Source organism: Citrobacter sp. Cpo061, assembly GCF_030332845.1.
GTDB lineage: Bacteria > Pseudomonadota > Gammaproteobacteria > Enterobacterales > Enterobacteriaceae > Citrobacter > Citrobacter portucalensis.
In genome coordinates, this window is record NZ_JAOWHB010000036.1 from 373,154 (window position 1) to 399,263 (window position 26,110).

Here is a 26,110-nt window from a genome sequence, read left to right on the forward strand (position 1 = left end):
TTATCGTTTCACGCGGAAAGCCAAAACGGCGCTTAACAGCGTAAATAGCGCTATTATCCACGCCATGGTCCAGGGCGTGCCATCACTGAAGGCAGCCAGCAGCAACGATGAGATAATACCGCTGCCATATTGCAACGCGCCAATCAGCGCCGAAGCTGAACCCGCAATGTTCGGTACCGCGTCCAACGCCGCGGCAGTCGACGTCGCGGCAATAATGCCATTCATCGAGAACAGCAGAAAAATGGAAACGATAATGGCAACAATTCCGCCTGACTCCAGCTTAACCAGCAGTGCAAGCGCCACTGCGGCCAGCGCCGCCAGCATCGTCGCATATTTCAGCAGTTGTTCCAGAGCATGTCGTTGAACCAGACGACGGTTAACCACGCTCATCGCCATAACACCGATAATGTTTAGCGCAAACAACCAGCCGTAATGCTGTGGATCAACATGGTAATAGCTAATATAAACAAACGGTGACCCGGTAATAAACGCGTACGCACCGACGTAATAAAACGTCAGGCTCAGGGTATAGCGCATAAAACGCCCATTGGTTAACAACGAGCGGTAATTACGAAATGCGCCAGCCAAAGAGGCTTTCACCCGTTTATCTTCCGGCAATGTTTCGGGCAGCCAGTTTAGGGAGATAAACATCAGCGCACCAATCACCACCAGCAGCCAAAAAATAGAGTGCCAGGTGCTCAGGCGAATAATTTGCCCGCCAATCAACGGTCCGGCGATTGGCGCAATCGCCATAACCAACACCAGGGTCGAGAGCATTTGCGCCGCACGAGTACGTGCAAAGAGATCGCGGATCATCGCTCGCGCCAGCATAGGCCCGGTACAGGCTCCAAGCGCCTGAAATACCCGCCAGAAAACAATTTGCGTGATACTTGTAGACAGCGCACACCCTGCGGAACCAATGATAAATAGCACCATGCCGATAAACAGCGGCTTGCGCCGCCCCATATGATCGCTAATCGGCCCCCAAATCAACTGTGCGATAGTAAAACCAATTAAGAAACCAGTAATCGTCAGCTCAACATTGCCATGTAAATCCTCGGCCATCGTCGGCATTGCTGGAAGATAAATATCGGTAGAAAGCGATGTAAAGGCCATCAGGCCACTGAGGATCAGAATAAAAGTAAGACCGGTCTGGCTTGCGGTAGTTACCGGTGAAGCATGTTCACGTGTACGCATAGTGCCCTGTCATGTTCTAAAAAGTCAGGTCGCAGTATATAGACAACGTATTGCCGTGATTAGACGGTTAAAACCGCATGAGTTTATGAACTGAAATCATGAATGGTGAAATCATATGCGTCATATTTTGTGACTGACTTCCAACAATTACCATTCAGAAATGAATTCTACTCATAGGTCCATGCGAATTTCACAGACTAATCGTATCAACACAGATTTGCTAATCTGCAGCCAATGCAACGATGATGCTCAGGAGAACCCAATGAATACAACAGTTCTGAATAACGGAGTTGAGATGCCCCTGCTCGGATTTGGCGTTTATCAAATGACTGATGCCAGCGAATGTGAGCAAGCCGTACGGGATGCCATCGATACAGGATATCGCCTGATTGATACCGCAGCCTCCTACCAGAATGAAACTCAGGTCGGCAATGCACTTAAGCAAAGCGGAGTCCCCCGCGAGGCGCTTTTTGTGACTACCAAACTGTGGTTACAGGATACCAACTATGCAGGCGCAAAGGCGCAATTCGCACGTTCTCTGCAACGGCTTCAACTGGATTATATTGACCTTTATTTGATTCATCAGCCCTATGGCGATGTGCACGGTGCCTGGCGCGCGATGGAAGAATTATATGAAGAAGGGAAAATCCGCGCGATTGGCGTGAGTAACTTTCATCCGGATCGTCTGGCGGATTTAATCGCTTTCAACCGCATTATTCCAGCCATTAACCAGATTGAGGTGAATCCTTTTCATCAGCAACCGCATGCCGTAGCCTGGATGCAGAGCCGGAATATTCAACCGCAAGCCTGGGCGCCGTTCGCTGAAGGACGCAATGACCTGTTTCAGAACCCGGTCTTATCGGCTATTGGTGAAAAATATGGCAAAAGCGTTGGTCAAGTCGTGCTGCGTTGGATTTATCAACGTGGGATTATTTCGCTGGCGAAAACCGTGCGTAAAACGCGGATGGCCGAGAATATTCAGGTGCTGGACTTTGCCCTAACGGCGGAAGAGATGACGCAAATTGCCGCGATGGACAGCGGAACCAGCGCGTTCTTCTCGCATCGCGATCCGGCTCGTGTGGAATGGATCACCCAGCGTAAACTGGATGTTTAAAAAAACGGCCTCCGCAGAGGCCGTCTTACTTTTACTGGCAATTACAGCGCTTTCAGGATCGCATCCACGCTGGCTTTGGCATCGCCAAACAGCATATGGGTGTTATCTTTAAAGAACAGCGGGTTCTGCACACCTGCATAGCCGGTGTTCATTGAACGTTTGAACACAATTACGTTCTGCGCTTTCCACACTTCCAGCACCGGCATGCCGGCGATCGGGCTGCGCGGGTCATCCTGCGCCGCCGGGTTTACCGTGTCGTTGGCACCAATGACCAGCACGGTATCGGTATCGGCGAAATCATCGTTGATCTCATCCATTTCCAGCACGATGTCATAAGGGACTTTGGCTTCCGCCAGCAGCACGTTCATATGACCTGGCAAGCGCCCTGCTACCGGGTGAATACCAAAACGCACTTTGATGCCGCGCGCGCGAAGTTTCTCAGTAATTTCCGCGACCGGATACTGTGCCTGAGCCACTGCCATGCCGTAGCCCGGGGTGATGATCACGGAGTGCGAGTTCTTCAGCATTTCTGCTGTGTCTTCCGCAGTAATCTCACGATGTTCACCAACTTCTTCATCAGATCCGGTAGAAGAACCGTCAGAACCAAAGCCGCCCGCAATAACGCTGAAAAATGAACGGTTCATCGCCTTACACATAATGTAAGACAGGATTGCACCAGAAGAACCGACCAGCGCACCGGTAACGATCAGCAGATCGTTGCTCAGCATAAAGCCCGCCGCCGCCGCCGCCCATCCTGAATAGGAGTTAAGCATTGAAACAACAACCGGCATATCCGCACCGCCAATGGACGCCACCAGATGCCAGCCAAAAGCCAGTGCAATAATGGTCATCACCAGCAGCGCCAGAACCTGCAGGCCCACGCTTTCGGTACGAACAAACACCACCAGCAGCAGGAAAGAAACAACCAGCGCCGCCAGGTTCATTTTGTGACGATTCGGCAGCATCAGCGGTTTAGAGGAGATCTTGCCGCGCAGTTTGCCAAAGGCCACCACAGAACCGGTAAAGGTCACCGCACCGATGAAGATACCCAGGAACACTTCCGTCAGGTGAATGTTCACCAGAATCGGCTCCAGGCCCGTATCGTGATACAGGTAGCTGTTGAACCCCACCAGTACCGCAGCCAGACCGACGAAGCTGTGCAGAATCGCCACCAACTCCGGCATCTCGGTCATTTCGACTTTCTTCGCCAGACGAATACCAATCGCGCCGCCGATGATCATCGCTACCAGGATCCACGCAACGTTGCCGGTATCCGGGCCAAAAATCGTAGCAATCAGCGCAATCGCCATCCCGGCGATGCCGTAGTTGTTACCCTGCTGAGAGGTTTCGTGTTTCGAAAGCCCCGCCAGACTAAAAATAAACAGGATCGCGGCAACAATGTATGCAGCTGTAACTAATCCTCCAGACATATGTTACCCCTTAGTTTTTCCGGAACATTTTCAGCATGCGCTGAGTCACGGTGAAGCCACCGAAAATATTAATGCTGGCAATAAGCACCGCGATAAAGCTCAGGAAACTCACCCAGCCACCCTGGCCAATTTGCAATAACGCCCCAACCACGATAATCCCCGAGATGGCGTTAGTCACAGACATCAGCGGAGTATGCAACGCATGTGACACATTCCAGACCACGTAGTAACCCACCACGCAGGAAAGCGCGAACACCGTAAAGTGACCAAGGAACTCTTTCGGCGCGACGTCGGCGAGCCAGCCAAACAAAATCACTACCAGCGCCATCAGCGCATATTTGCGCCACGGAGAGACAGGTTTTTTCTCTTCTTTCGGCGCAGGTGCGGCTTTTGGCGCTGCCTGCGGCTGAGCAGAAACCTGGATCGGCGGCGCAGGCCAGGTGATTTCACCATCACGAACCACCGTGACACCACGCACAACCACGTCGTCAAAATCGACAGTGATATTGCCGTCTTTCTCTTTACACAACAGTTTGAGCAGGTTGACGAGGTTCGTGCCGTACAATTGGGAAGACTGCGTTGGCAAACGGCCAGGCAGATCGGTATAGCCGATAACCTTCACCCCGTTCTCGGTGGTGGTCACCTGATTAGGCACGGTATATTCGCAGTTACCGCCGTTTTGCGCGGCAAGATCGACAATTACGCTGCCCGCTTTCATCGAATCGACCATTTCACGAGTGATCAGTTTCGGGGCCGGTTTGCCCGGAATCAGCGCTGTGGTAACGATAATGTCGACGTCTTTCGCCTGCGCAGCGAAGAGTTCCATTTCAGCTTTGATGAACGCTTCGGACATCACTTTGGCATAGCCATCGCCGCTGCCCGCTTCTTCTTTAAAGTCCAGTTCAAGGAACTCTGCGCCCATACTCTGCACTTGTTCCTTCACTTCCGGACGGGTATCAAAAGCACGCACAATAGCACCCAGGCTGTTTGCCGCACCGATCGCCGCAAGACCTGCCACACCCGCACCAATCACCATGACCTTGGCAGGTGGAACCTTGCCTGCGGCGGTGATCTGGCCGGTGAAGAAGCGACCGAATTCATGTGCAGCTTCAACAATAGCGCGATACCCGGCGATGTTCGCCATCGAGCTTAAGGCATCCAGCGACTGCGCGCGCGAAATACGCGGCACGGAGTCCATCGCCATGACCGTCACGTTGCGCTCTGCAAGTTTTTGCAGCAGCTCAGGGTTTTGCGCGGGCCAAAGAAAACTCACCAGCGTCGTGCCCGGATTGAGTAACGGAATTTCCGCCTCCTCCGGCGCATTGACCTTCAGGATGATCTCTGACTGCCAGACTGCATTTCCATCAACAATTTCTGCGCCTGCTTGTACAAACGCCTTATCGTCAAAACTCGCCAGTTGACCTGCACCGCTTTCAACCGCGACGCTGAAACCCAGTTTAAGCAACTGCTCAACCGTCTTCGGCGTGGCTGCAACGCGGGTTTCATTGGTTAACCGTTCTCTTGGTATGCCAATTCGCATAATGTTCCCTTCCATCTGTAATTATGATGATGGTTTATCAATGTTCGCACGAGGCATGCGCGCACTCTCGAGAGAGGTCAGTGTTACCTCAATAAAATAAAACAGTAACAAACTCTGTATAACCTACTGAAAATGACGCCTGTGATCTAGCGCCAAAAAACAGTATTTATTATGAAATTCGCGAAATAGAGATGAATCGAACCTCAGACAGATAAAATGCCCTAAAAATAGCCCACAAAGGCTGATAATTCGCTCAAGCGAAGCGGCAAAACATGATTACCTACCTGCCAAAAACAATTAATTAACATTAAATTAACTTATGAAATTCAACTGCTTTATCAGTTTTGGTCACCAAACGCCGAAATTTTCGGCATATCACAAAATGTTATCGCTGTTGTTACCTAACGTGACACGATGAGTGAAAAATGACGCAGACACTGACACAATTTAAATGCAATAATCAGCGACGTTTCTAGTCAATAACAATACCAGTACCTGGTTTGCGCAAGGCGAAGGATTATTTTTATGAAGCTTAAGAACACTCTCCTGGCGTCCGCACTAATTTCTGCGACTGCTTTTTCTGTAAATGCAGCGACAGAATTGACGCCGGAGCAAGCGGCTGCCCTGAAACCCTATGACCGCATTGTGGTCACCGGTCGTTTTAATGCTATCGGTGATGCGGTTGCTGCCGTTTCGCGCCGTGCAGATAAAGACGGTGCAGCCTCCTTTTATGTTGTTGATACCTCAGATTTTGGCAGCGGCGGTAACTGGCGCGTTGTTGCCGACGTCTATAAAGCCGACGCTGAAAAAGCGGAAGCGTCAAAAAACCGTGTCATTAACGGCGTTATGGAATTGCCAAAAGATCAGGCCGTTCTGATAGAACCTTACGACACCGTTACAGTGCAAGGTTTCTACCGTAGCCAGCCTGAAGTAAACGATGCCATCACCAAAGCAGCGAAAGAGAAAGGTGCTTACTCCTTCTATATCGTGCGTCAGGTCGATGCTAACCAGGGCGGCAACCAGCGTATTACTGCATTCATCTATAAAGCTGATGCGAAAAAACGCATTGTACAAAGCCCTGATGCGATCCCAGCAGATTCAGATGCTGGTCGTGCCGCATTAGCAGCAGGTGGCGAAGCCGCGAAGAAAGTTGAGATCCCGGGCGTAGCAACTACCGCTTCTCCGAGTGCTGAAGTCGGCCGCTTCTTCGAAACGCAATCGACCAAAGGCGGACGTTACACTGTCACGCTACCGGATGGAACCAAAGTTGAAGAACTGAACAAAGCGACAGCCGCCATGATGGTACCGTTCGACAGCATCAAGTTCACCGGTAACTACGGCAACATGACGGAAGTCTCTTATCAGGTAGCAAAACGCGCAGCGAAGAAAGGCGCGAAGTACTATCACATTACCCGCCAGTGGTCAGAACGTGGTAACAACGTGACGATCAGCGCCGATTTGTATAAGTAATACCCAATGCCTTATCAGGTCTACAGTCCTTGTAGACCTGATAATTTCGCGCAGTTCTGTTTCCAGACAAAACAAAAACAGCAGTATTAAGACAACTTTTCACACTATTAGTCACAAATCTCTCTATCCCCATTGCATGCGTTCTCTTCTCTCCGTAAAATCCCGCGCCTTAGTGGCTTTCACCATTTTTATGCGGTTTGCCAAAATAATTATTCTCTCACTCTCGTTTTTGTAACTGGATACAAATGGAAAAGAAATTGGGTCTGAGCGCACTGACCGCGCTGGTTTTAAGCTCAATGCTCGGCGCTGGCGTTTTCAGCCTGCCACAAAATATGGCAGCAGTAGCCAGCCCGGCCGCATTATTGATTGGTTGGGCGATTACCGGTGCGGGTATTCTTTTGCTCGCCTTTGCCATGCTGATCCTGACGCGTATCCGTCCTGAACTGGACGGCGGTATCTTCACCTATGCACGTGAAGGTTTCGGCGAGTTGATTGGCTTCTGCTCTGCGTGGGGATACTGGCTGTGCGCTGTTATCGCTAACGTTTCGTATCTGGTCATCGTCTTCTCTGCGCTCAGTTTCTTTACCGACACACCGGAATTACGTCTGTTCGGCGACGGTAATACCTGGCAGTCGATTGTCGGCGCATCGGTACTGTTATGGATAGTCCATTTTCTGGTGTTGCGGGGAGTACAAACCGCGGCCAGCATTAACCTGGCCGCGACTCTGGCAAAACTATTGCCGCTAGGCCTCTTTATCGTGCTGGCATTCATGCTGTTTAAGCTCGACACCTTTACTCTCGATTTTACCGGCGTCGCGTTGGGCGTGCCTGTCTGGGAGCAGGTCAAAAACACCATGCTCATCACCCTGTGGGTTTTCATTGGTGTGGAAGGCGCGGTGGTGGTATCTGCCCGCGCCAGAAATAAACGCGATGTTGGTCGCGCCACGCTGTTAGCTGTACTCGCCGCACTGGGCGTTTACCTGCTAGTCACCCTGCTATCTCTAGGCGTTGTCGCGCGGCCAGAACTGGCAGAGATCCGCAATCCATCAATGGCCGGTCTGATGGTTAAAATGATGGGGCCATGGGGCGAAATTATTATTGCCGCGGGTCTGATTGTTTCCGTGTGTGGTGCCTATTTAAGCTGGACGATTATGGCGGCTGAAGTGCCGTTCCTCGCCTCCACGCACAAAGCGTTTCCGCGTATTTTTGCGCGACAGAATGCACAGGGTGCGCCATCGGCATCGCTGTGGCTAACGAACATCTGTGTACAAATCTGCCTTGTGCTAATCTGGCTCACAGGCTCCGACTACAATACGTTACTGACAATCGCCTCAGAGATGATTCTGGTGCCCTATTTGCTGGTCGGCGCATTTCTGTTAAAAATTGCCACCCGTCCGATTCATAAGGCTGTCGGTATCGGCGCGAGTATTTATGGCATATGGTTATTGTATGCGTCAGGTCCGATGCACCTACTGCTGTCTGTAGTGTTGTATGCGCCAGGGCTGTTGGTTTTCCTTTATGCCCGTAAAACGCACACGCATGAAAACGTATTAAAACGCCAGGAGATGGCGCTGATCGGCCTGTTGCTTGTTGCTGCTGTGCCGGCTACCTGGATGCTGATGGGATAACGTTATACCCATCGTTCGCGACATATGGAGATTACGATGGGTAAAAAAAACCCTTTGCCAATTCTTATCACCGGAGGTGGTCGTCGTATCGGCCTCGCCGTCGCATGGCACTTTCTGAACCAAAAACAGCCAGTTATCGTCAGCTACCGAACTCACTATCCTGCCATTGACGGCCTGCGAGAAGCGGGCGCGATTTGTATCCCGGCTGACTTTTCCACGGATGAAGGCGTGCTGGCCTTTGCTGATGAGGTCAAAGCACAGACGGATGGCTTGCGCGCCATTGTGCACAATGCCAGCGCCTGGGTCGCCGAAAAACCCGGCACACCGCTCAGCGAAGTACTGTCACGCATGATGCAGATCCACGTCAATACGCCCTACCTGCTCAACCACGCGCTGGAAGGATTGCTACGCGGTCATGGGCACGCAGCCAGCGACATCATCCATTTTACGGATTATGTTGTGGAGCGTGGCAGCGACAAACACATTGCTTATGCTGCCAGCAAAGCGGCGCTGGATAATATGACCCGCTCGTTCGCGCGCAAACTGGCACCGGAAGTGAAAGTGAACGCGATTGCCCCCTCACTTATCCTGTTTAACGAGGGTGACGATGCAGAGTATCGCCAGCAGGCACTAAACAAATCACTGATGAAAACCGCGCCTGGTGAAAAAGAGGTCATTGATTTAATTGACTACCTACTAACCAGTTGTTTTGTCACCGGACGTAGTTTTGCCCTTGATGGCGGGCGTCATCTACGTTAGTGCAGTTTGATCCAACAAAAGATCAGTAACCACGCGCTCAGGCTCCAGCACACTACTGCACCGCCGAGCGCGATGGGTAAGCGCATAAACCCGGTGAAATACCACAGTGAAACAAGGTAGACAAAATAGGGAATAATCGACCACATACTGAATACAATGGTTGTACGTAACGCCTCGATCCCACGCTCACTGGCCACGATGTAGTGGGCAATCAACGCAAACGTCGGGAACAGTGGAATTAATCCAGCAATATAGTAATTCTTTGTTTTCGCCAGCAAACCTATCAACACCACCACCAGCGCACCGAGCGCCGCTTTTATAACGAGTCCCATCACTCTGCCTTAACACATCAATAACATCAGCCTCTAGCATAACGGAAGCGTTCTTGTTTAGAAAAGATTAATGGAAGGAAAAACCGGGGCGGTGTATGTTGGCGTTTTATATTCAAAATGAATGATATGAACACCATCGTATTTGTTGAAGATGATCCCGAAGTTGGCTCACTGATTGCAGCCTATCTGGCCCGGCATGATATTGAGGTTATCCTTGAACCTCGTGGTGATTTGGCCGAGGAGAAAATCCTGCACGTTCAACCCGATCTGGTGTTATTAGATATCATGCTGCCGGGCAAAGACGGGATGACTATCTGCCGCGATTTACGCGGACGCTGGCAAGGCCCGATTGTTCTGCTCACCTCGCTGGACAGCGACATGAACCATATCCTGGCGCTGGAAATGGGCGCCTGTGACTACATCCTGAAGACAACGCCGCCAGCTGTGCTGCTGGCTCGCCTGCGCCTGCACCTGCGCCAGAATGAACACTCAGCACAGTCTAAAGGCATTCAAGCGGCAACCATCACACCGCACACAACGCTGCGCTTTGGCACACTCACAATCGATCCCACCAACCGCTCCGTGCTGCTCGGCGGCGAGCAAATCTCTCTTTCTACCGCTGATTTTGAATTACTGTGGGAGTTGGCAACCCATGCCGGGCAGATTATGGACCGTGATGCGTTGCTAAAAAACCTGCGCGGCGTAAGTTATGACGGCATGGATCGCAGCGTCGATGTCGCGATTTCCCGCTTACGCAAAAAACTGCTCGATAACGCGACTGAACCCTATCGAATCAAAACGGTACGCAACAAAGGTTATCTGTTCGCACCGCACGCCTGGGACGACGAGCCGCAGAAGTAATCCAACCGGGCCGGTCACTTTGATCGGCCCTCTTAATTACCTGGCGTTACACTGTCACATTGATAGCTAACTAAACGTCAGTCCGTCGTATTTTTTCCAACGGTAGTTTACGGCGGAGATAATCCAGCAGCCGATAAAGACGCCAATAATCGCAAAACCGACATTCCCCATATGGTCACTCAAATTGCTGACGGTATCCCACAAACCACCCTGAAGCGAAAACGCGTCAGAGAGAAGTCCCAGCGCCTCCAGCCCGCCAATAAATAGCGCAACAATCACGGAAGTCCCGGTAATGGTCATATTGTAATAGAGCTTACGTTGCGGCTTATTGAACGCCCATCCATAGGCCTCAACCATCAGAATACTGTCGAGACAATCAATTAACGCCATACCGCAGGTAAACAGCGCCGGGAACACGAGAATTGACCAAATCGACATGCCACTGGACGCGCTTGAAGCAGAAATTCCCAGCAGAGAAATTTCAGTGGCGGTATCAAAACCCAGACCAAACAGAAAGCCGACAAAATACATATGCCAGTCTTTACCTACCAGCCGAAACGCTGAGCGGAAAAGCCAGTTCAGAGGGCCTGAAACTGTAATGTCTTCCGTAGTGCCATCGTAAGTACCGGTGCGTTTAAGATGGCGGAATGCCTTCCAGACCTGGCAGAAAATAATGAGATTGATGGTAGCCAGAATCAGCAAAAATACGGCAGAAACCGTAGTTCCGATCAGACCACCGACATTCTGAAACCATGCCATATGTTGCTTAAACACGCTGGTAGTTAGCGCAATGCCAATGCTGGCTAGCACCACAATGGTAGAGTGTCCCAGAGAAAACCAGGCCCCCGTTGTCAGGGCACGTTTTTTCTGCTGCATGAGTTTACGCGTCGCGCTGTCTATCGCGGCGATATGATCGGCATCAACGGCATGGCGCAAACCATAGCACCACGCAATCAGACTCAGTGCCAATAAGGAAGTATTGTTGCTAAACGCGGTGAAAGCCCACAGCCACGCTACGATGTTTGCCCCGATGAGTAAGACCATCAACAAAAGAATATTCGGGCGTTTTTTTAATAATGAAAACAATGCGTTCATTGTTTCCGGCCTGTCAAATTTTCGCTCAACAACACACCACACCGCCGTTCATTAATTGATTAATACAACGTTTACCAAGCTAATGATAACTCTTAAGAATTACTAACCCAGTGTCGTAGATCAAAGTTGATTACCACCTGAAGCAAGTTCTGCCATCGCTAGCTCCGCAATACGCAGAGGTACCGTTGCGCTGTCACCCTCTTGCAGAAACCAGACGGACGACAACCCACACCAGGCAACAATCCACATCAGTAAACGCTGCCGTTCAATTCTGGCGATTTCAGACACAATGTTGACTCGTTGCGTGAATCTTTCAGGCTCAATGGCGACAGGTCTGGTAGGTTCGGCAAGATCGGGGTTAGTAAAGATATTGGCGTAATCAAAGCCACGCTCGCCCACCAGCCCTTTGGGATCGATAGCCAGCCATCCTCTCGTTCCGAAATCAAGAATATTGCCGTGGTGTAGATCGCCATGTAATACGACTGCATCATGGGGTGAAGATAGCAGTAAGTTTGCCACCGCAGCACAACGCGTCAGGATACCGCCATGCTTTTTCGCGGCAGGAGCCAGATCGCGAAACCAATGGTGCAGAGGTGTTAACGCAGGCGTAGAAGCATTTCGGGAGAGATGGAGTCTACTGGCAGCATGACAAATAATGCGACAGACCTGCGCATCGTTGCCAGTCCAGGACATGTCCGCTAAAGACTCTGTCCCCGTCGCACGTTCCAGCAGAATCGCCCCTGCTGCATGAGCAAGTACTTTCGCTGCGCCATTTCCGTTCCACCAGACCATGAGTTCACAGCCGATCCGTTCACTGTCATCATCGGTGATCTTTAATATGGCTTTCTGCCCGTCCTTGACCACCACCACAGGCAAAAGCTGCGATGTGTGCGTTTCAAACGGTTCACCATCTGGAGTGAGCCCCCAACGGTTAAGCCAAGTGTTGAACAGACGATTTTCCAAACAATATCCTCATTTTTCTCTGGAAGATGGTAATCAAAAAGATCCGTGTCGGCATTATTCCTGTTTTCTTTTGGTTGAGCCACAACCCCCACTTCCATCATCACTGACTTATCGGGTAGAGCACTAACAGGCACATCCTTGTGTATCTGTGTGCCATGCTGACTGTGTTCGGTATATGAGGAGGACACGATGATCACGTTATGCAAAACCTGTGGAACATCCTATGAGGTAACTGGCGCCCATCCGGAACATTGCGATATCTGCCTGGATGAACGTCAATATGTCCCCACAAGCGGGCAGAAATGGATCGATTTTGACACCCTGTGTGCATCGCATACAAATAAGTGGAAGCAACACGACAGTACTCTCCTCAGCATCCGCACCGTTCCTGATTTTGCAATTGATCAGCGCGCGTTTCTTGTGCGTACCCCAGAAGGAAATATTCTGTGGGACTGCATTGCCACGCTCGACGATGCCACAAAAACGCTAATAACGTCCCTTGGCGGCCTTAAGGCTATCGCGATTTCGCATCCTCATTACTACACCACCATGCAGGACTGGGCTGCGGAATTTAACGCGCCGATTTACCTTCATGCCAGCGACAGAAGGTGGGTAATGCGTGACAGCCCGTGGATTAGATTCTGGGATGGCGACACCATTGAGTTAACCCGTGACGTCACGATGATACGTCTCGGCGGGCACTTTGCTGGCGGCTGCGTCCTGCACTGGGCACGTGACGAAGGCGTGGTGCTTTCTGGCGACATCGTTCAAGTTACACCAGGTGCCCATGCAGTCTCTTTTATGTGGAGCTACCCCAATATGCTACCGTTGCCAGCCGCCACCGTCAGCGACATCATCCAACGCCTGAGAACAGTGAAATTTAAGCAACTTTACGGCGCATTTGAAGGAAAAGATATTACGCAAAATGCCGATGAAATTGTGCGCCGTTCAGGTGAAAAATATATTTCCTGCCTCAAATAAACCGCAGTTTATTCACCAACCATGCTCAGGAAGGTAAAAATGGATAGAACTTATAAATCACGCCCATCACAGAAACACTCACTATCACACTGATAATGAAGTAGGTTTTGAAAGGCTGCTTTTGTGTTTTATGGCGAAAGATTTGTTGACCCGCTATCGCGCCGCCCCATCCGCCCACAACGCCAAACACCAGCAATGTGGATTCCGGCACTCTGCGCCAGTCCTTGCGTGCCGCCATTTTGTCCACGCCGTATAACAGCAGCGTCAAAACGTTGGCGAGTAGAAACCATATAACAAGAGGATAAGCGGTGAAAATGCAGCCGACCGCTGCGAAAATGAGTAGCGAATAACAACAGCGATTGAGATTCATATTTTCAGTCACAGCACTTTTCAGGAGGTATCGGCACGCATTATACGCAAGGTCAGTCATCCCTGCCACGGGTGAGAATATCCCTTTTATTATTATGCCTATATCCCCAAAGATAGCGCAAATTCTCTGGTCTGCGGGGTACCTAACAATTCAAACAAGAGAGCCGTTTTCATTATTCAAAACAAATGGTAATTTATTAAACCCAAATGGAGAAATTGTTCTGGAGTCACAAGGATGAGAAAATACTCATATCCATATTTGTTTTTTGTTACCGTCTCATCTCTCGGCGCAATATTTCTCTTTTACTGGTGGAAGGTAACGATTTACAGAGCGACATTTCTCTACCCGCTCACATCCAAATACCTCATGCTTATTTCTCTGGCAGTGTCATTGTTAATTACCTTATTTCTGGTAGGTAATGGGATAATGAAAAAAAGTCCCTTCCAAACCTATCTGAAATTATTTGGTGGCATCAGCATTGCCATGGTGCTGTTTTCAGTGATCATGGTTATGGCGATAACCTGGTTCATTCCGGGTGTCCCCTCGTCCTATACCGCCACATACGTCTATGCTACAGGAAGTTCTAAAAGCTGTTCGGGGGCTGATGTTGACGATCCGGATCTCGGGACTAACATAAGAATTTGCTATCCCGAAGGTAACTACGAATATAACAACACCATCTACGTTGAGAAACGAAGTAACCTTTTAGGTGCGGTCGTGACATACGCCAGAACAACCCCATCCCGATTTTGATTAACTTACAGCGTAGAAAGCAATGCGTGATCCAGCGAAAGGTCATTCCGCGCCCGTAGGAGCCATAAGAATGCAGAAAAGAGATATACAGTGTACTCTGCGTGGACAAGCACGCCGGATGGTGATCGGAGAACCTTTCTGAACCCACGCATCGGCGGATACCGCTGTGCTCACTTTTCCCCTGTGGGACACGTGCACTCGCTAACTTATTGAGCGTTCGGTGATTTTTTTATGAAGAAACTGTTTGTGCAGTTTTACCTCCTGCTGTTTGTCTGCTTTTTGGTGATGACCCTGTTGGTCGGTCTGGTATACAAATTCACCGCAGAACGCGCAGGCAGACAGTCGCTCGACGATTTGATGAAAAGCTCGTTGTACCTGATGCGCAGTGAACTACGCGAAATCCCGCCACGCGACTGGGGTAAGACGCTGAAGGAGATGGATTTAAACCTTTCATTTGACCTGCGCGTTGAACCGCTGAATAAGTACACACTGGATGCCCCAACCATGCAGCGTTTGCGCGAAGGCGATATTGTGGCACTTGACGATCAATACACCTTCATTCAACGCATTCCTCGCAGCCATTATGTGCTGGCCGTCGGTCCGGTTCCCTACCTCTATTTTCTCCATCAAATGCGCTTGCTGGACATCGCGCTGATGGCGTTTATTGCTATCTCACTGGCCTTCCCGGTACTGATCTGGATGCGCCCGCACTGGCAGGAAATGCTCAGACTCGAATCCGCCGCACAACGTTTTGGTGAAGGACATCTGAGTGAACGCCTTCATTTTGACAGCGGTTCCAGCTTTGAGCGCCTGGGCGTAGCGTTTAACCAAATGGCCGACAATATCAATGCGCTGATCGCCAGTAAAAAACAGCTCATCGATGGTATTGCCCATGAGCTTCGTACCCCGCTGGTACGTTTACGTTACCGGCTGGAAATGAGTGATAACCTCACCGAGCAGGAATCTCAGGCGCTGAATCGTGATATCGGCCAACTGGAAGCGTTGATCGAAGAGTTACTGACCTACGCCCGCCTGGATCGCCCGCAAAATGAACTGAAACTCAGCGTACCGGACCTGCCTGCTTGGTTGACAACCCATCTGGAGGATGTGCAAAGCGTAAATCCTGACCGTGCGGTGCAATTACGTCATCTCGAAACTGGCGACTACGGCGCGTTGGATATGCGCCTGATGGAGCGGGTCCTGGATAATTTGCTGAATAATGCCCTGCGCTATTGCCAGTCAACGGTGCAAGCCAGTCTGCTGCTGAACGGCAATCAAGCCACGCTGGTAGTGGAAGACGACGGTCCCGGTATTGCACCAGACGCTCGCGAACAGGTTTTTGAACCGTTTGTACGCCTTGACCCCAGCCGTGACCGGGCGACCGGGGGTTGTGGGCTTGGGTTAGCCATCGTCCACTCAATAGCGTTGGCTATGGGAGGGACGGTCGTCTGTGATGAAAGTGAACTTGGCGGCGCCCGGTTTACTTTCCGTTGGCCCGTCTGGCATAACATTCCTGAAATTTCGGCTGCCTGACCTATTCCGCTCGGTGGCCAGGCGGTGAATGTTGTGCTATAAAAAAGTATGTTGTAACTAAAATGGTAAATCTATGGCCCGTTACGATCTCGTTGACCGCCTGAACGGCACCTTTCGCCAGATGGAACAAGAACTGGCGCTTCTGAATGAAAACCTGTTGCAGCAGACGCTGCTGATTGCCCGCGTATTCTCGTTACCGGAAGTGGTCAAAGAGGCAGAGCATGCCCCTCTGCAGAGCATTGATGTTAAGCAGCATTTAGGCAAAGAGGCTGAAGCGCTGGCACTGCGCCATTACCGTCACCTGTTTATTCAGCAGCAGTCCGAAAACCGCAGCAGCAAAGCGGCCGTCCGCCTACCGGGTGTATTGTGCTACCAGGTTGATAATGCGGGGCAATGTGCTCTGGAAGAACAAATCCAGCGTATAAACCAGTTGAAAACCACCTTCGAGCGTATTGTTACAGTAGAATCAGGGCTGGCGCCGGCAGCACGTTTCGAATGGGTGCATCGCCACCTGCCGGGGCTGATTACACTGAATGCCTATCGCACGCTCACCGTTGTCAGAGATCCTGCCACCCTGCGATTCGGCTGGGCTAACAAGCACATTATTAAAAACCTGAAACGTGATGAAGTACTGCAGCAACTGGAAAAAAGCCTGACCTCACCGCGCAGCGTACATCCCTGGACACGTAAAGAATGGCAGGCGAAGCTTGAACGCGAATATCAGGATATCGCCGACTTACCGCAGCAGGCCCGCCTGAAAATTAAAAGGCCGGTAAAAGTGCAGCCTATTGCCCGAGTCTGGTACAAAGGAGAGCAAAAACAGGTGCAATATGCCTGCCCGACGCCACTAATTGCACTGCTTAATGACGACAACGGTATGACCGTACCGGATATCGGCGAGTTACTGAATTACGATGCCGATAACGTTCAGCATCGCTTTAAACCTCAGGCGCAGCCGTTGAGATTGATTATTCCCCGGCTGCACCTGTACGTTGCGGATTAACTGCCTGGCCGCATGCTGCCAACCATCAGCTCCGGACGTACCCAACTGTCGAACTCCGCTTCGGTTAGATATCCCAGCGCCAGAGCGGAGGCTTTTAGCGTCAGCCCTTCTTTATGCGCTTTTTTGGCAATTTCAGCCGCTTTATCGTAACCGATATGGGTGTTGAGCGCGGTCACCAGCATCAGCGACTCATTGAGCAGTTGATCTATTCGTTCACGGTTGGGCTCGATTCCCGTCGCGCAATGTTCATTGAAGCTTTCCATACCGTCCGCCAGCAGGCGTACCGACTGCAGGAAGTTGTGGATGACCATCGGTCGATAGACGTTGAGCTCAAAGTTACCTGACGCCCCGCCCATATTGATGGCGACATCGTTACCCATCACCTGGCAGCACAACATGGTCAGCGCTTCACACTGGGTAGGATTGACTTTACCCGGCATGATCGAGCTGCCCGGTTCATTTTCCGGAATTGAAATTTCGCCAATACCACAGCGCGGGCCAGATGCCAGCCAGCGTACATCGTTGGCGATTTTCATCAGCGACGCTGCCAGCCCTTTTAGCGCTCCGTGGGCATGAACCAGGGCATCGCAGGTGGCCAGCGCTTCAAATTTATTCGGAGCGGTAACGAACGGCGCGCAGGTAATGACCCGCAGTTCGTCCGCGACCCGGCGGGCGTATTCGGGATGAGTGTTCAGTCCGGTACCTACCGCGGTTCCCCCCAACGCCAGTTCTGCCACATGCGGTAAACTGTTTTCAATGTGTCTGAGGTTATGTTCAAGCATTGCTACCCAGCCGGAAATCTCCTGGCCAAGCGTAAGTGGAGTTGCATCTTGCAGATGTGTACGACCAATTTTAACGATATCGGCGAAAGCGTGGGACTTATCACTGAGCGTTTTGGTCAACACATTTAATTGTGGGATCAAAGATTTACGCAGCGCCAGCAGTGCGGCAACGTGCATTGCGGTCGGGAAGACATCGTTCGAGCTTTGGCTTTTATTGACATCATCGTTGGGGTGTACTTTTCGCTCCATCCCCCGCACGCCGCCCAGCAATTCGCTGGCCCGGTTTGCCAGCACCTCGTTCATGTTCATATTGCTTTGCGTGCCTGAGCCGGTTTGCCAGATGGCCAGCGGAAACTCATCGCGGTGTTTATCTGCCAACACCTCATCTGCAGCCTGCATAATAGCCCTGGCTTTATCCTCCGCCAGCAGCCCCAGATCCTGGTTAACCTTTGCCGCGGCGCGTTTCGTCAGCGCCAGCGCATGGATCAGCGAGACCGGCATTTTCTCCGTAGAGATACGAAAATGCTCCAGCGAACGTTGGGTTTGCGCGCCCCAAAGCTTATCGGCAGGAACATCAATCGCCCCCATTGAATCATTCTCGCGGCGTACCGTTACCATTACCTGCTCCTTACATTAACAGTTGATTAGGTTATGTTTCGACATTGCCCATTTGCATTGGTCTTATGAGTATTAACGAGGATAAAGCTGTCGTTTGGTGGTTCGTGCGGTAAAAAAAACCGCCCCGAAGGGCGGCTGACGTTACTTAACGCAGCGTGCGCACTGCGACGTCTGAATTTGCTTGAAGAAATCGTTGCCTTTGTCATCTACCAGGATAAATGCCGGGAAATCTTCTACTTCAATTTTCCAGATGGCTTCCATCCCGAGTTCCGGGTATTCCACGCACTCCAGGCTCTTAATACTGCCCTGAGCCAGCACCGCGGCGGGGCCGCCAATACTGCCCAAATAGAAGCCGCCATGTTTATGGCAAGCATCGGTCACCTGCTGGCTGCGATTGCCTTTCGCCAGCATAATCATGCTCCCACCAGCGGCCTGAAGCTGGTCAACATACGAGTCCATACGTCCGGCAGTGGTTGGCCCCAGCGAACCAGAGGCATAGCCTTCCGGCGTTTTTGCCGGACCTGCGTAATAGATCGGGTGATCTTTAACATACTGCGGCAAACTTTCGCCGTTATCCAGACGTTCTTTCAGTTTCGCATGCGCAATATCACGGCCAACGATAATTGTACCGTTGAGCGACAGACGCGTGGAAACCGGATACTGGGAAAGCTGAGCCAGAATCTCTTTCATCGGACGATTGAGGTCAACGCGCACCGCTTCCCCCTCTCCCGCCTGGCGCAGTTCTTCCGGTATAAATTTCCCAGGATTATGCTCCAGTTTTTCGATCCAGATACCTTCGCGGTTGATCTTGGCTTTGATATTTCGATCGGCTGAGCAAGAAACGCCCATACCAACCGGACACGACGCGCCGTGACGCGGCAGGCGGATCACGCGGATATCATGCGCGAAGTACTTCCCGCCAAACTGCGCGCCAAGCCCCAAATTCTGCGCCTCAATCAGCAGCTCTTTTTCCAGCTCAACATCGCGGAATGCCTGACCATGTTCGTTACCTTCTGTCGGCAATTCGTCGTAGTATTTTGCAGAAGCCAGTTTGACCGTTTTCAGCGTGGCTTCTGCCGATGTTCCACCGATTACGAACGCGATGTGATACGGCGGACAAGCCGCAGTGCCCAACGTACGCATTTTCTCAACCAGGTAATCTTTTAATTTGCCCGGCGTTAGCAGCGCTTTGGTTTCCTGGTACAGATAGGTTTTGTTCGCCGAACCACCACCTTTGGCAATACACAGGAATTTGTATTCATCTCCGTCGACGGTATACAAATCGATTTGTGCTGGCAGGTTGGTACCGGTGTTCACCTCTTTATACATATCCAGCGCGGCGTTTTGTGAATAGCGCAGGTTGTCTTCGATGTAGGTGTTATAGACGCCTCGTGCCAGCGCCTCCTCATCGCCCCCACCGGTCCAGACACGCTGACCTTTTTTACCCACGATAATCGCAGTTCCGGTGTCCTGACAGGTCGGCAAAATGCCTTTTGCCGCGATGTCAGAGTTACGCAGGAATTGCAGGGCCACATATTTGTCGTTTTCGCTGGCCTCCGGGTCGCGCAGAATATCAGCTACCTGCTGTTGATGTGCGGGACGCAGCATAAACGACGCATCATGAAAGGCCTGACGAGCCAGCAGGGTTAAGGCTTGCGGTGCAACTTTAACAATCTCCTGCCCTTCAAATTCGGCAACAGAGACATAGTCGCTGGTCAGCAGATAGTATTCGGTATCATCCTTTTTGAGGGGGAAAGGATGCTGATAATGAAAGGGTTTGTTTGACATTGTGCTCTCACTTACTGCTCGGTCTGGTTATTCTCTGGGCAGATGTTCCATTGCCCTGCTTCCCTGCCGCAGATCCGGTTGTAGAAGGAAGAGCTTTCTGCAACCGGAATTACTCAGGGTATTAAAAGCGAGTCACCATATCCTACACATTTTTTTAACAAAAACTGAGACAAGTACGACTTTTTACATGTGCAGGTTACTTCCCTCAGGGTTTCTTGGTTTAATAGCCGTAGAAAATTCAACATTGAAACAGGGCTTGATAATGCAAAAACTCATCAACTCAGTGCAGAACTACGCCTGGGGAAGTAAAACGGCGTTAACGGAACTCTATGGCATTGCCAACCCCACTCAGCAACCGATGGCTGAGTTGTGGATGGGCGCGCATCCGAAAAGCAGTTCGCAGGTTCTGGGCGCTGACGGTCAGACGGTTGCTCTGCGCGACGTTATCGAGCACGATAAATCCGCACTGCTAGGCGATGCCGTAGCGCAACGTTTTGGTGAACTGCCCTTCCTGTTTAAAGTGCTCTGTGCTGCTCAACCGCTTTCGATTCAGGTTCATCCTAACAAGCACAATTCTGAAATTGGATTTGCCAAAGAAAACGCTGCGGGGATCCCGATGGATGCCGCCGAGCGCAACTACAAAGATCCTAACCACAAACCAGAACTGGTATTTGCTTTGACGCCTTTCCTGGCGATGAACGCATTCCGCGAGTTCTCTGACATTGTTGCATTGTTACAACCCGTTTCCGCCGCACATCCGGCTATTGCACATTTCCTGGAAGAACCGAGTGCGGAACGTCTGAGCTATCTTTTCGCCAGCTTGCTGAATATGCAGGATGAGGAGAAATCCCATGCGTTGGCGATCCTGAAATCAGCGCTGAACAGCCAGCAGGGTGAACCCTGGCAAACCATCCGTCTGATCGCCGACGTCTACCCGAACGACAGTGGGCTTTTCTCCCCGCTGCTGCTCAATGTGGTGAAACTCAATCCAGGCGAGGCTATGTTCTTATTTGCCGAAACTCCGCACGCTTACCTGCAAGGTGTGGCGCTTGAGGTGATGGCTAACTCGGACAACGTGCTGCGTGCCGGACTGACGCCAAAATATATTGATATCCCGGAACTGGTCGCCAACGTGAAGTTTGTCGCCAAGCCAGCAAACCAGTTACTGACCACGCCGGTTGAATCTGATGGTGAACTGGACTTCCCAATCCCGGTTGACGATTTTGCGTTCTCCCTGCATGACCTTACTACCAATGGCGCAGATATCAGCCAGCAAAGTGCAGCCATTTTGTTCTGCATAGAGGGTGAAGCCGTGCTGAGCAAAGGCGAGCAACGTCTGGTTCTGCGACCGGGTGAATCGGCCTTTATTGGCGCGAATGAATCGCCGGTTAACATCAGTGGCGCAGGTCGTTTAGCCCGGGTTTATAACAAGCTATAGCAAGATACTGATATTTTTAACAACTCTTGCTAAGCTGTAGTGAGTTAAAGACATGTCACTCCTCCAGGCGTCTTCAAACGCCTGGTTTTATTTTATGGATATCGAAATGAAAAAATCGCTGGTAGCTGCGGGTGTGGTGGTTGCGCTGGGTATCGTCTGGACGGGCGGCGCCTGGTACACAGGTAAGAAACTTGAAACGCATCTCGCCGAGATGGTGACACAGGCAAACGATCAGTTAAAACGTTTCTCCCCTGAGGCGGGCATTGAACTGAGTTATCAAAACTACCAGCGCGGGGTGTTCAATAGCCAACTGCAATTGGTGGTGAAACCAATCGCCGGGCAGGCAGATTCCTGGCTAAAACCGGGGCAAAGTATCGTCCTGAATGAAACCGTCGATCACGGTCCATTCCCGCTGGCGCAACTGAAATCACTGAATCTGGTCCCGGCTATGGCCTCCGTGAAAACGACGCTGGTCAATAACGACGTTACCAAACCGCTGTTTGATATTGCTAAAGGTGAGTCGCCATTTGTCATTAATTCCCGAATCGGCTACAGCGGCGATACCCGTTCCGATCTCTCCCTCAAACCACTAAACTATGAGAAAGGCGACGAAAAAGTAGCCTTCAGTGGCGGGGAATTCCAGTTTACAGCAGACAAAGAAGGTAACGCTGTCTCGCTGACAGGCAATGCGCAAAGCGGCGTGGTCAATGCGGTCAACGAGTATGACCAGAAAGTACAAATGACTTTCAATAACCTGAAAACTGAGGGTTCCAGCAGTATTGCCAGCTTTGGTGAGCGCATCGGCGACCAGAAATTGTCACTCGATAAACTGTCGATTTCCGTCGAAGGTAAAGAGTTGGCGGTTCTTGAAGGCATGGGTATTGATGGCAAATCCGATCTGATCAACGAGGGTAAAACTGTCAACAGCCAGTTGGATTACACGCTGAACAGTCTGAAATTGCAGGGTCAGGATATGGGTAGCGGTAAACTGACGCTGAAAGTTGGCCAGATTGACGGTGAAGCATTACACCAGTTCAGTCAGCAGTATAGCGCCCAAACCAAGGCGCTGATGGCGCAGATTGATGTGGTACAAAATCCTGAGCTTTATCAGCAAAAAGTCACTGAAGCCTTCTTCAATGCGCTGCCGATTCTGATGAAAGGCGAGCCGGTTATCACCATTGCCCCGCTGAGCTGGAAAAATGCAAAAGGTGAAACTGCATTTAATCTGTCACTGCTGCTAAAAGATCCGACAGCAAATACTGAGGAACCACAAACGCTGGCTCAGGAAGTGGATCGTTCGGTCAAATCACTGGATGCTAAGCTGACGATTCCGGTTGATATGGCGACTGAGTTCATGACGCAGATTGCCAAAATTGAAGGCTATCAGCAGGAACAAGCGGCCGATCTGGCGAAACAACAGGTGAATGGCCTGGCGGCAATGGGTCAGATGTTCCGTATTACAACGATGCAGGACAACGTCATCGGCTCCAGCCTGCAATACGCAAACGGCCAGGTTACCTTAAACGGACAAAAAATGTCGCTGGATGAGTTTGTTGGCATGTTCGGTATGCCTTCTCTCGGCGAACCGGATGCCCCGGCTATTCCGCAACAGTAAATACGCGTGACAACAGGCCCGATAACCGTGTGTTTATCGGGCCTTTTTTATTTTGCCACCACCAGACGGGCGGAAAGCGTTAAGTTACGCGAATGACCATCATCGTGCCCAATGCGCTGTAGCATGCGCTCAGCAAGGGTATATCCCATTTCACGCGCGGGCGTACAGGCCCAAATAATGGGGATATCGTCCAGTGCATTTTCCGCTACATCGGCAAATCCAGCTAACGAGACCTGCTGTTCGAAGTAGCGATCTACGCCAATTTCACCACTCTGACGCCCTGCTCTCATCAGGCCAAACCAGGCGCCAACGGCTATGGTTTCGTTGTAGCACACCACTGCGCTGATCGTTGGGTTACGACGTAATAGCGCGGTCACCTCCTCTGCGGCCTGCTTTTGGCTGGATGAGCACTCCAGCACCCAGTCGCTATGAAACTGTAAACCATACTTTAGCAACGTCGTACAATAGCCGCCGACACGCTCTGCACGGGTCAATGAAGAACTCTGTCCCCCCAACCACGCGATGCGCTGATGTCCATGGCGTATCAGATGTTCAACCAGCAATTGCGCTGCCTGCATGTTGTCAGGTCTGACGGTGTCAACGTCATCCAGGTAGCTGGCCCGAGACGCAAACACTACCGGAATCCCCTTATCGGCGGCCAGTTGTTGTAGGTCGTCGCTACTGCCGGCAGCCCCGGCGATCACCACACCATCAACCCCTTGATTAAGCAGCATAGCGAAACGCTGCGCCAGCTGTTCGCCATCTCTGCCACCATGTAATAAAAAGACCATGCGCCCCTGCGCTTCTAAAGCTTCCGTCAGACCCGCCGTCAACTCGGCGTAAAACGGGGTGGAGAGGTCGCGCACGATCAAACCAATTACCCCGCTCTGCCCGCCACGCAGCGCTGATGCCTGGCGATTACGCACAAACCCCAGTTGCTCAATAGCGGCATTCACCCGTTCGCCGGTCGCGGATGAAATACGGCCTTTTCCACTGAGCACCAATGAGACGGTACTAACCGAAACGCCCGCGGCCAGCGCAACATCATGGATGGTTATTTTTTTGGCTATAGCCATAAAAACGGAAAACTCCCTGATAACGTGACTGATAAAACGTTTTATCAATCACATATATTTATACGCCCTATTATCGTTCGATAATGTGATTTATACCGCACTAAAATTAGGTAAAACGTTTTATCTTCTCGCCATCATTAGTCAGCTAGCTTTTACGAGGAGTCGTTTGATGACGACGAGAACCACACCAAAAATTACGTTATGGGAATTTTTCCAGCAGTTGGGCAAAACCTTTATACTGCCCGTGGCTCTGCTCTCATTCTGCGGGATCATGTTAGGGATCGGCAGCTCGTTAAGTAGTCATGATGTCTTAACGCTGATTCCAGCATTGGGTAATCCGGTACTGCAGGCTATTTTTACCTGGATGAGCAAAGTAGGCTCATTTGCGTTTAGCTTCTTACCGGTGATGTTCTGTATTGCCATACCTCTCGGCCTGGCCCGCGAGAACAAAGGCGTAGCGGCATTTGCCGGTTTTGTTGGTTATGCGGTGATGAACCTTGCCGTCAACTTCTGGTTAACCGCGAAAGGTATCTTGCCTACCACCGATGCCGCGATCCTGAAGGCTAACAACGTACAGAATATCCTGGGGATCCAGTCGATCGACACCGGGATCCTCGGCGCTGTTATTGCCGGGATCATCGTCTGGATGCTGCATGAACGTTTCCACAACATTCGCCTGCCGGATGCACTGGCGTTCTTCGGCGGTACCCGCTTTGTACCAATTATCTCTTCGGTGGTGATGGGACTGGTCGGCCTGGTCATTCCCCTGGTTTGGCCGGTTTTCGCCATGGGCATTAACGGGCTCGGCCACATCATCAACAGCGCGGGCGAATTTGGTCCAATGCTGTTTGGTACCGGTGAACGTCTGCTGCTGCCGTTTGGTCTGCATCATATTCTGGTGGCGCTCATTCGATTCACCGAAGCTGGCGGCACGCAGGAAGTCTGCGGTCACAGCGTGAGCGGCGCACTGACTATTTTCCAGGCTCAACTGAGCTGCCCGACAACACAAGGTTTCTCTGAAAGCGCAACCCGCTTCCTGTCGCAGGGTAAAATGCCGGCGTTCCTCGGGGGTTTGCCGGGGGCAGCGCTCGCTATGTACCACTGTGCTCGCCCTGAAAATCGTCATAAAATTAAAGGGCTGTTAATTTCTGGTCTCATTGCCTGCGTGATCGGCGGTACAACCGAACCACTCGAGTTCTTATTCCTGTTCGTTGCCCCTGTTTTGTATGTAATCCACGCCCTGCTGACCGGTCTTGGTTTCACCGTGATGGCTGTGTTAGGCGTCACCATCGGTAACACGGACGGTAACCTGATTGACTTTGTGGTATTCGGCATTCTGCACGGACTCTCTACCAAGTGGTATCTGGTCCCTGTCGTGGCTGCAATCTGGTTCGCTGTGTACTACGTGATCTTCCGTTTCGCCATCACACGCTTCAATCTCAAGACCCCGGGTCGGGACGTCGAAATTGCCAGCAATATCGAAAAAGTCATGGCGGGAGCACCGGGTAAATCCGGTTACAACGTCCCTGCCATTCTGGCGGCGCTGGGCGGTGCGGAAAACATTGTCAGCCTTGATAACTGCATTACCCGTCTGCGCTTGTCAGTGAAGGATATGTCGCTTGTGAACGTACAGGCACTGAAGGACAATCGCGCCATTGGCGTAGTGCAACTCAATCAGCATAATCTTCAGGTTGTTATTGGTCCGCAGGTCCAGTCAGTGAAAGACGAGATCGCAGTTCTGATGAACACCGTACAGGCTTAAGG

Annotated in this window: 22 protein-coding genes; 12 read left to right on the forward strand and 10 right to left on the reverse strand. The window is 51.2% G+C overall.

What is annotated here, in order from left to right:
* Positions 1–1,197 carry a multidrug effflux MFS transporter gene (locus OGX97_RS07800; RefSeq protein WP_048235417.1) on the reverse strand — a complete coding sequence of 399 codons (1,197 nt, stop codon included), beginning with the start codon at positions 1,195–1,197 and terminating at the stop codon, positions 1–3.
* 262 nt (positions 1,198–1,459) lie between these two features.
* Here OGX97_RS07800 and OGX97_RS07805 point away from each other — a divergent pair, with 262 nt between their 5' ends.
* The gene (locus OGX97_RS07805; RefSeq protein WP_235123826.1) at positions 1,460–2,311 is read left to right on the forward strand and encodes an aldo/keto reductase; all 852 of its coding nucleotides are present in this window, start codon (positions 1,460–1,462) and stop codon (positions 2,309–2,311) included.
* A gap of 41 nt (positions 2,312–2,352) precedes the next feature.
* Here the strand turns inward: OGX97_RS07805 and pntB are convergent, their stop codons facing one another.
* Positions 2,353–3,741, reverse strand: coding sequence for a Re/Si-specific NAD(P)(+) transhydrogenase subunit beta (gene pntB / locus OGX97_RS07810; RefSeq protein WP_003832859.1), 1,389 nt, complete (start codon positions 3,739–3,741; stop codon positions 2,353–2,355).
* Between the two features lie 10 nt (positions 3,742–3,751).
* Positions 3,752–5,281, reverse strand: a complete 1,530-nt coding sequence (gene pntA / locus OGX97_RS07815) for a Re/Si-specific NAD(P)(+) transhydrogenase subunit alpha (protein WP_020996412.1) — start codon at positions 5,279–5,281, stop codon at positions 3,752–3,754.
* A 525-nt stretch (positions 5,282–5,806) separates the two neighbouring features.
* Between pntA and ydgH the strand changes: the two genes are divergently transcribed.
* The 3 genes from ydgH to folM all read left to right on the forward strand — a co-directional run bounded on the left by ydgH (position 5,807) and on the right by folM (position 9,138).
* Positions 5,807–6,751, forward strand: a complete 945-nt coding sequence (gene ydgH, locus OGX97_RS07820) for a DUF1471 family protein YdgH (RefSeq protein WP_003832856.1) — start codon at positions 5,807–5,809, stop codon at positions 6,749–6,751.
* 245 nt (positions 6,752–6,996) lie between these two features.
* Entirely contained in the window at positions 6,997–8,379 is a 1,383-nt protein-coding gene (locus OGX97_RS07825) for an amino acid permease (protein ID WP_008784707.1), read from the forward strand.
* Between the two features lie 36 nt (positions 8,380–8,415).
* Positions 8,416–9,138, forward strand: coding sequence for a dihydromonapterin reductase (gene folM / locus OGX97_RS07830; RefSeq protein WP_020996413.1), 723 nt, complete (start codon positions 8,416–8,418; stop codon positions 9,136–9,138).
* Here the strand turns inward: folM and OGX97_RS07835 are convergent.
* Complete coding sequence (locus tag OGX97_RS07835; RefSeq protein WP_008784705.1) at positions 9,135–9,470, reverse strand: GlpM family protein; 336 nt, start codon at positions 9,468–9,470, stop codon at positions 9,135–9,137. The genes folM and OGX97_RS07835 overlap by 4 nt on opposite strands.
* A gap of 117 nt (positions 9,471–9,587) precedes the next feature.
* Here OGX97_RS07835 and rstA point away from each other — a divergent pair, with 117 nt between their 5' ends.
* Positions 9,588–10,331, forward strand: a complete 744-nt coding sequence (gene rstA / locus OGX97_RS07840; protein WP_003832842.1) for a two-component system response regulator RstA — start codon at positions 9,588–9,590, stop codon at positions 10,329–10,331.
* A 66-nt stretch (positions 10,332–10,397) separates the two neighbouring features.
* Here rstA and OGX97_RS07845 read toward each other — a convergent pair whose 3' ends face one another.
* Complete coding sequence (locus OGX97_RS07845) at positions 10,398–11,426, reverse strand: HoxN/HupN/NixA family nickel/cobalt transporter (protein WP_032943366.1); 1,029 nt, start codon at positions 11,424–11,426, stop codon at positions 10,398–10,400.
* 120 nt (positions 11,427–11,546) lie between these two features.
* A complete protein-coding gene (locus OGX97_RS07850; protein WP_279850574.1) occupies positions 11,547–12,389 on the reverse strand; it encodes an aminoglycoside phosphotransferase family protein in 843 nt (280 codons plus the stop codon).
* 189 nt (positions 12,390–12,578) lie between these two features.
* Between OGX97_RS07850 and OGX97_RS07855 the strand changes: the two genes are divergently transcribed.
* Complete coding sequence (locus OGX97_RS07855; RefSeq protein ID WP_032943363.1) at positions 12,579–13,370, forward strand: MBL fold metallo-hydrolase; 792 nt, start codon at positions 12,579–12,581, stop codon at positions 13,368–13,370.
* A 25-nt stretch (positions 13,371–13,395) separates the two neighbouring features.
* Here OGX97_RS07855 and OGX97_RS07860 read toward each other — a convergent pair whose 3' ends face one another.
* Positions 13,396–13,740 carry a DUF1294 domain-containing protein gene (locus OGX97_RS07860; RefSeq protein ID WP_032944411.1) on the reverse strand — a complete coding sequence of 115 codons (345 nt, stop codon included), beginning with the start codon at positions 13,738–13,740 and terminating at the stop codon, positions 13,396–13,398.
* 234 nt (positions 13,741–13,974) lie between these two features.
* Between OGX97_RS07860 and OGX97_RS23200 the strand changes: the two genes are divergently transcribed.
* From OGX97_RS23200 to tus, 3 genes are all read left to right on the forward strand, one after another.
* The gene (locus OGX97_RS23200) at positions 13,975–14,493 is read left to right on the forward strand and encodes a hypothetical protein (protein WP_103014909.1); all 519 of its coding nucleotides are present in this window, start codon (positions 13,975–13,977) and stop codon (positions 14,491–14,493) included.
* A gap of 231 nt (positions 14,494–14,724) precedes the next feature.
* On the forward strand, positions 14,725–16,026 hold the full coding sequence (gene rstB, locus OGX97_RS07870) for a two-component system sensor histidine kinase RstB (RefSeq protein WP_060682245.1): 1,302 nt from the start codon (positions 14,725–14,727) through the stop codon (positions 16,024–16,026).
* Positions 16,027–16,099: 73 nt separating this feature from the next.
* Complete coding sequence (gene tus / locus OGX97_RS07875) at positions 16,100–17,029, forward strand: DNA replication terminus site-binding protein (RefSeq protein ID WP_279850573.1); 930 nt, start codon at positions 16,100–16,102, stop codon at positions 17,027–17,029.
* On the opposite strand, the gene fumC is transcribed toward tus, so the two are convergent.
* Together fumC and fumB are read right to left on the reverse strand one after the other, a co-directional pair.
* The gene (gene fumC, locus OGX97_RS07880; protein WP_003028966.1) at positions 17,026–18,429 is read right to left on the reverse strand and encodes a class II fumarate hydratase; all 1,404 of its coding nucleotides are present in this window, start codon (positions 18,427–18,429) and stop codon (positions 17,026–17,028) included. The two genes, tus and fumC, sit on opposite strands and share 4 nt — an antisense overlap.
* A 141-nt stretch (positions 18,430–18,570) precedes the next feature.
* Positions 18,571–20,217: a class I fumarate hydratase gene (fumB, locus tag OGX97_RS07885; RefSeq protein ID WP_008784695.1), complete on the reverse strand. Its 1,647-nt coding sequence runs from the start codon at positions 20,215–20,217 to the stop codon at positions 18,571–18,573.
* A 262-nt stretch (positions 20,218–20,479) separates the two neighbouring features.
* On the opposite strand from fumB, the gene manA reads away from it, so the two are divergent.
* Both manA and OGX97_RS07895 read left to right on the forward strand, forming a co-directional pair.
* Positions 20,480–21,655 (forward strand): mannose-6-phosphate isomerase, encoded by a 1,176-nt coding sequence (gene manA, locus OGX97_RS07890; RefSeq protein ID WP_032943354.1) that lies wholly within the window; start codon positions 20,480–20,482, stop codon positions 21,653–21,655.
* 106 nt (positions 21,656–21,761) lie between these two features.
* A complete protein-coding gene (locus OGX97_RS07895) occupies positions 21,762–23,270 on the forward strand; it encodes a YdgA family protein (RefSeq protein ID WP_235123831.1) in 1,509 nt (502 codons plus the stop codon).
* 47 nt (positions 23,271–23,317) lie between these two features.
* On the opposite strand, the gene OGX97_RS07900 is transcribed toward OGX97_RS07895, so the two are convergent.
* Positions 23,318–24,346, reverse strand: coding sequence for a Mal regulon transcriptional regulator MalI (locus OGX97_RS07900; protein ID WP_286592193.1), 1,029 nt, complete (start codon positions 24,344–24,346; stop codon positions 23,318–23,320).
* A 169-nt stretch (positions 24,347–24,515) separates the two neighbouring features.
* On the opposite strand from OGX97_RS07900, the gene malX reads away from it, so the two are divergent.
* Positions 24,516–26,108, forward strand: a complete 1,593-nt coding sequence (gene malX, locus OGX97_RS07905; protein WP_279850572.1) for a maltose/glucose-specific PTS transporter subunit IIBC — start codon at positions 24,516–24,518, stop codon at positions 26,106–26,108.
* Positions 26,109–26,110: the final 2 nt, after the last annotated feature.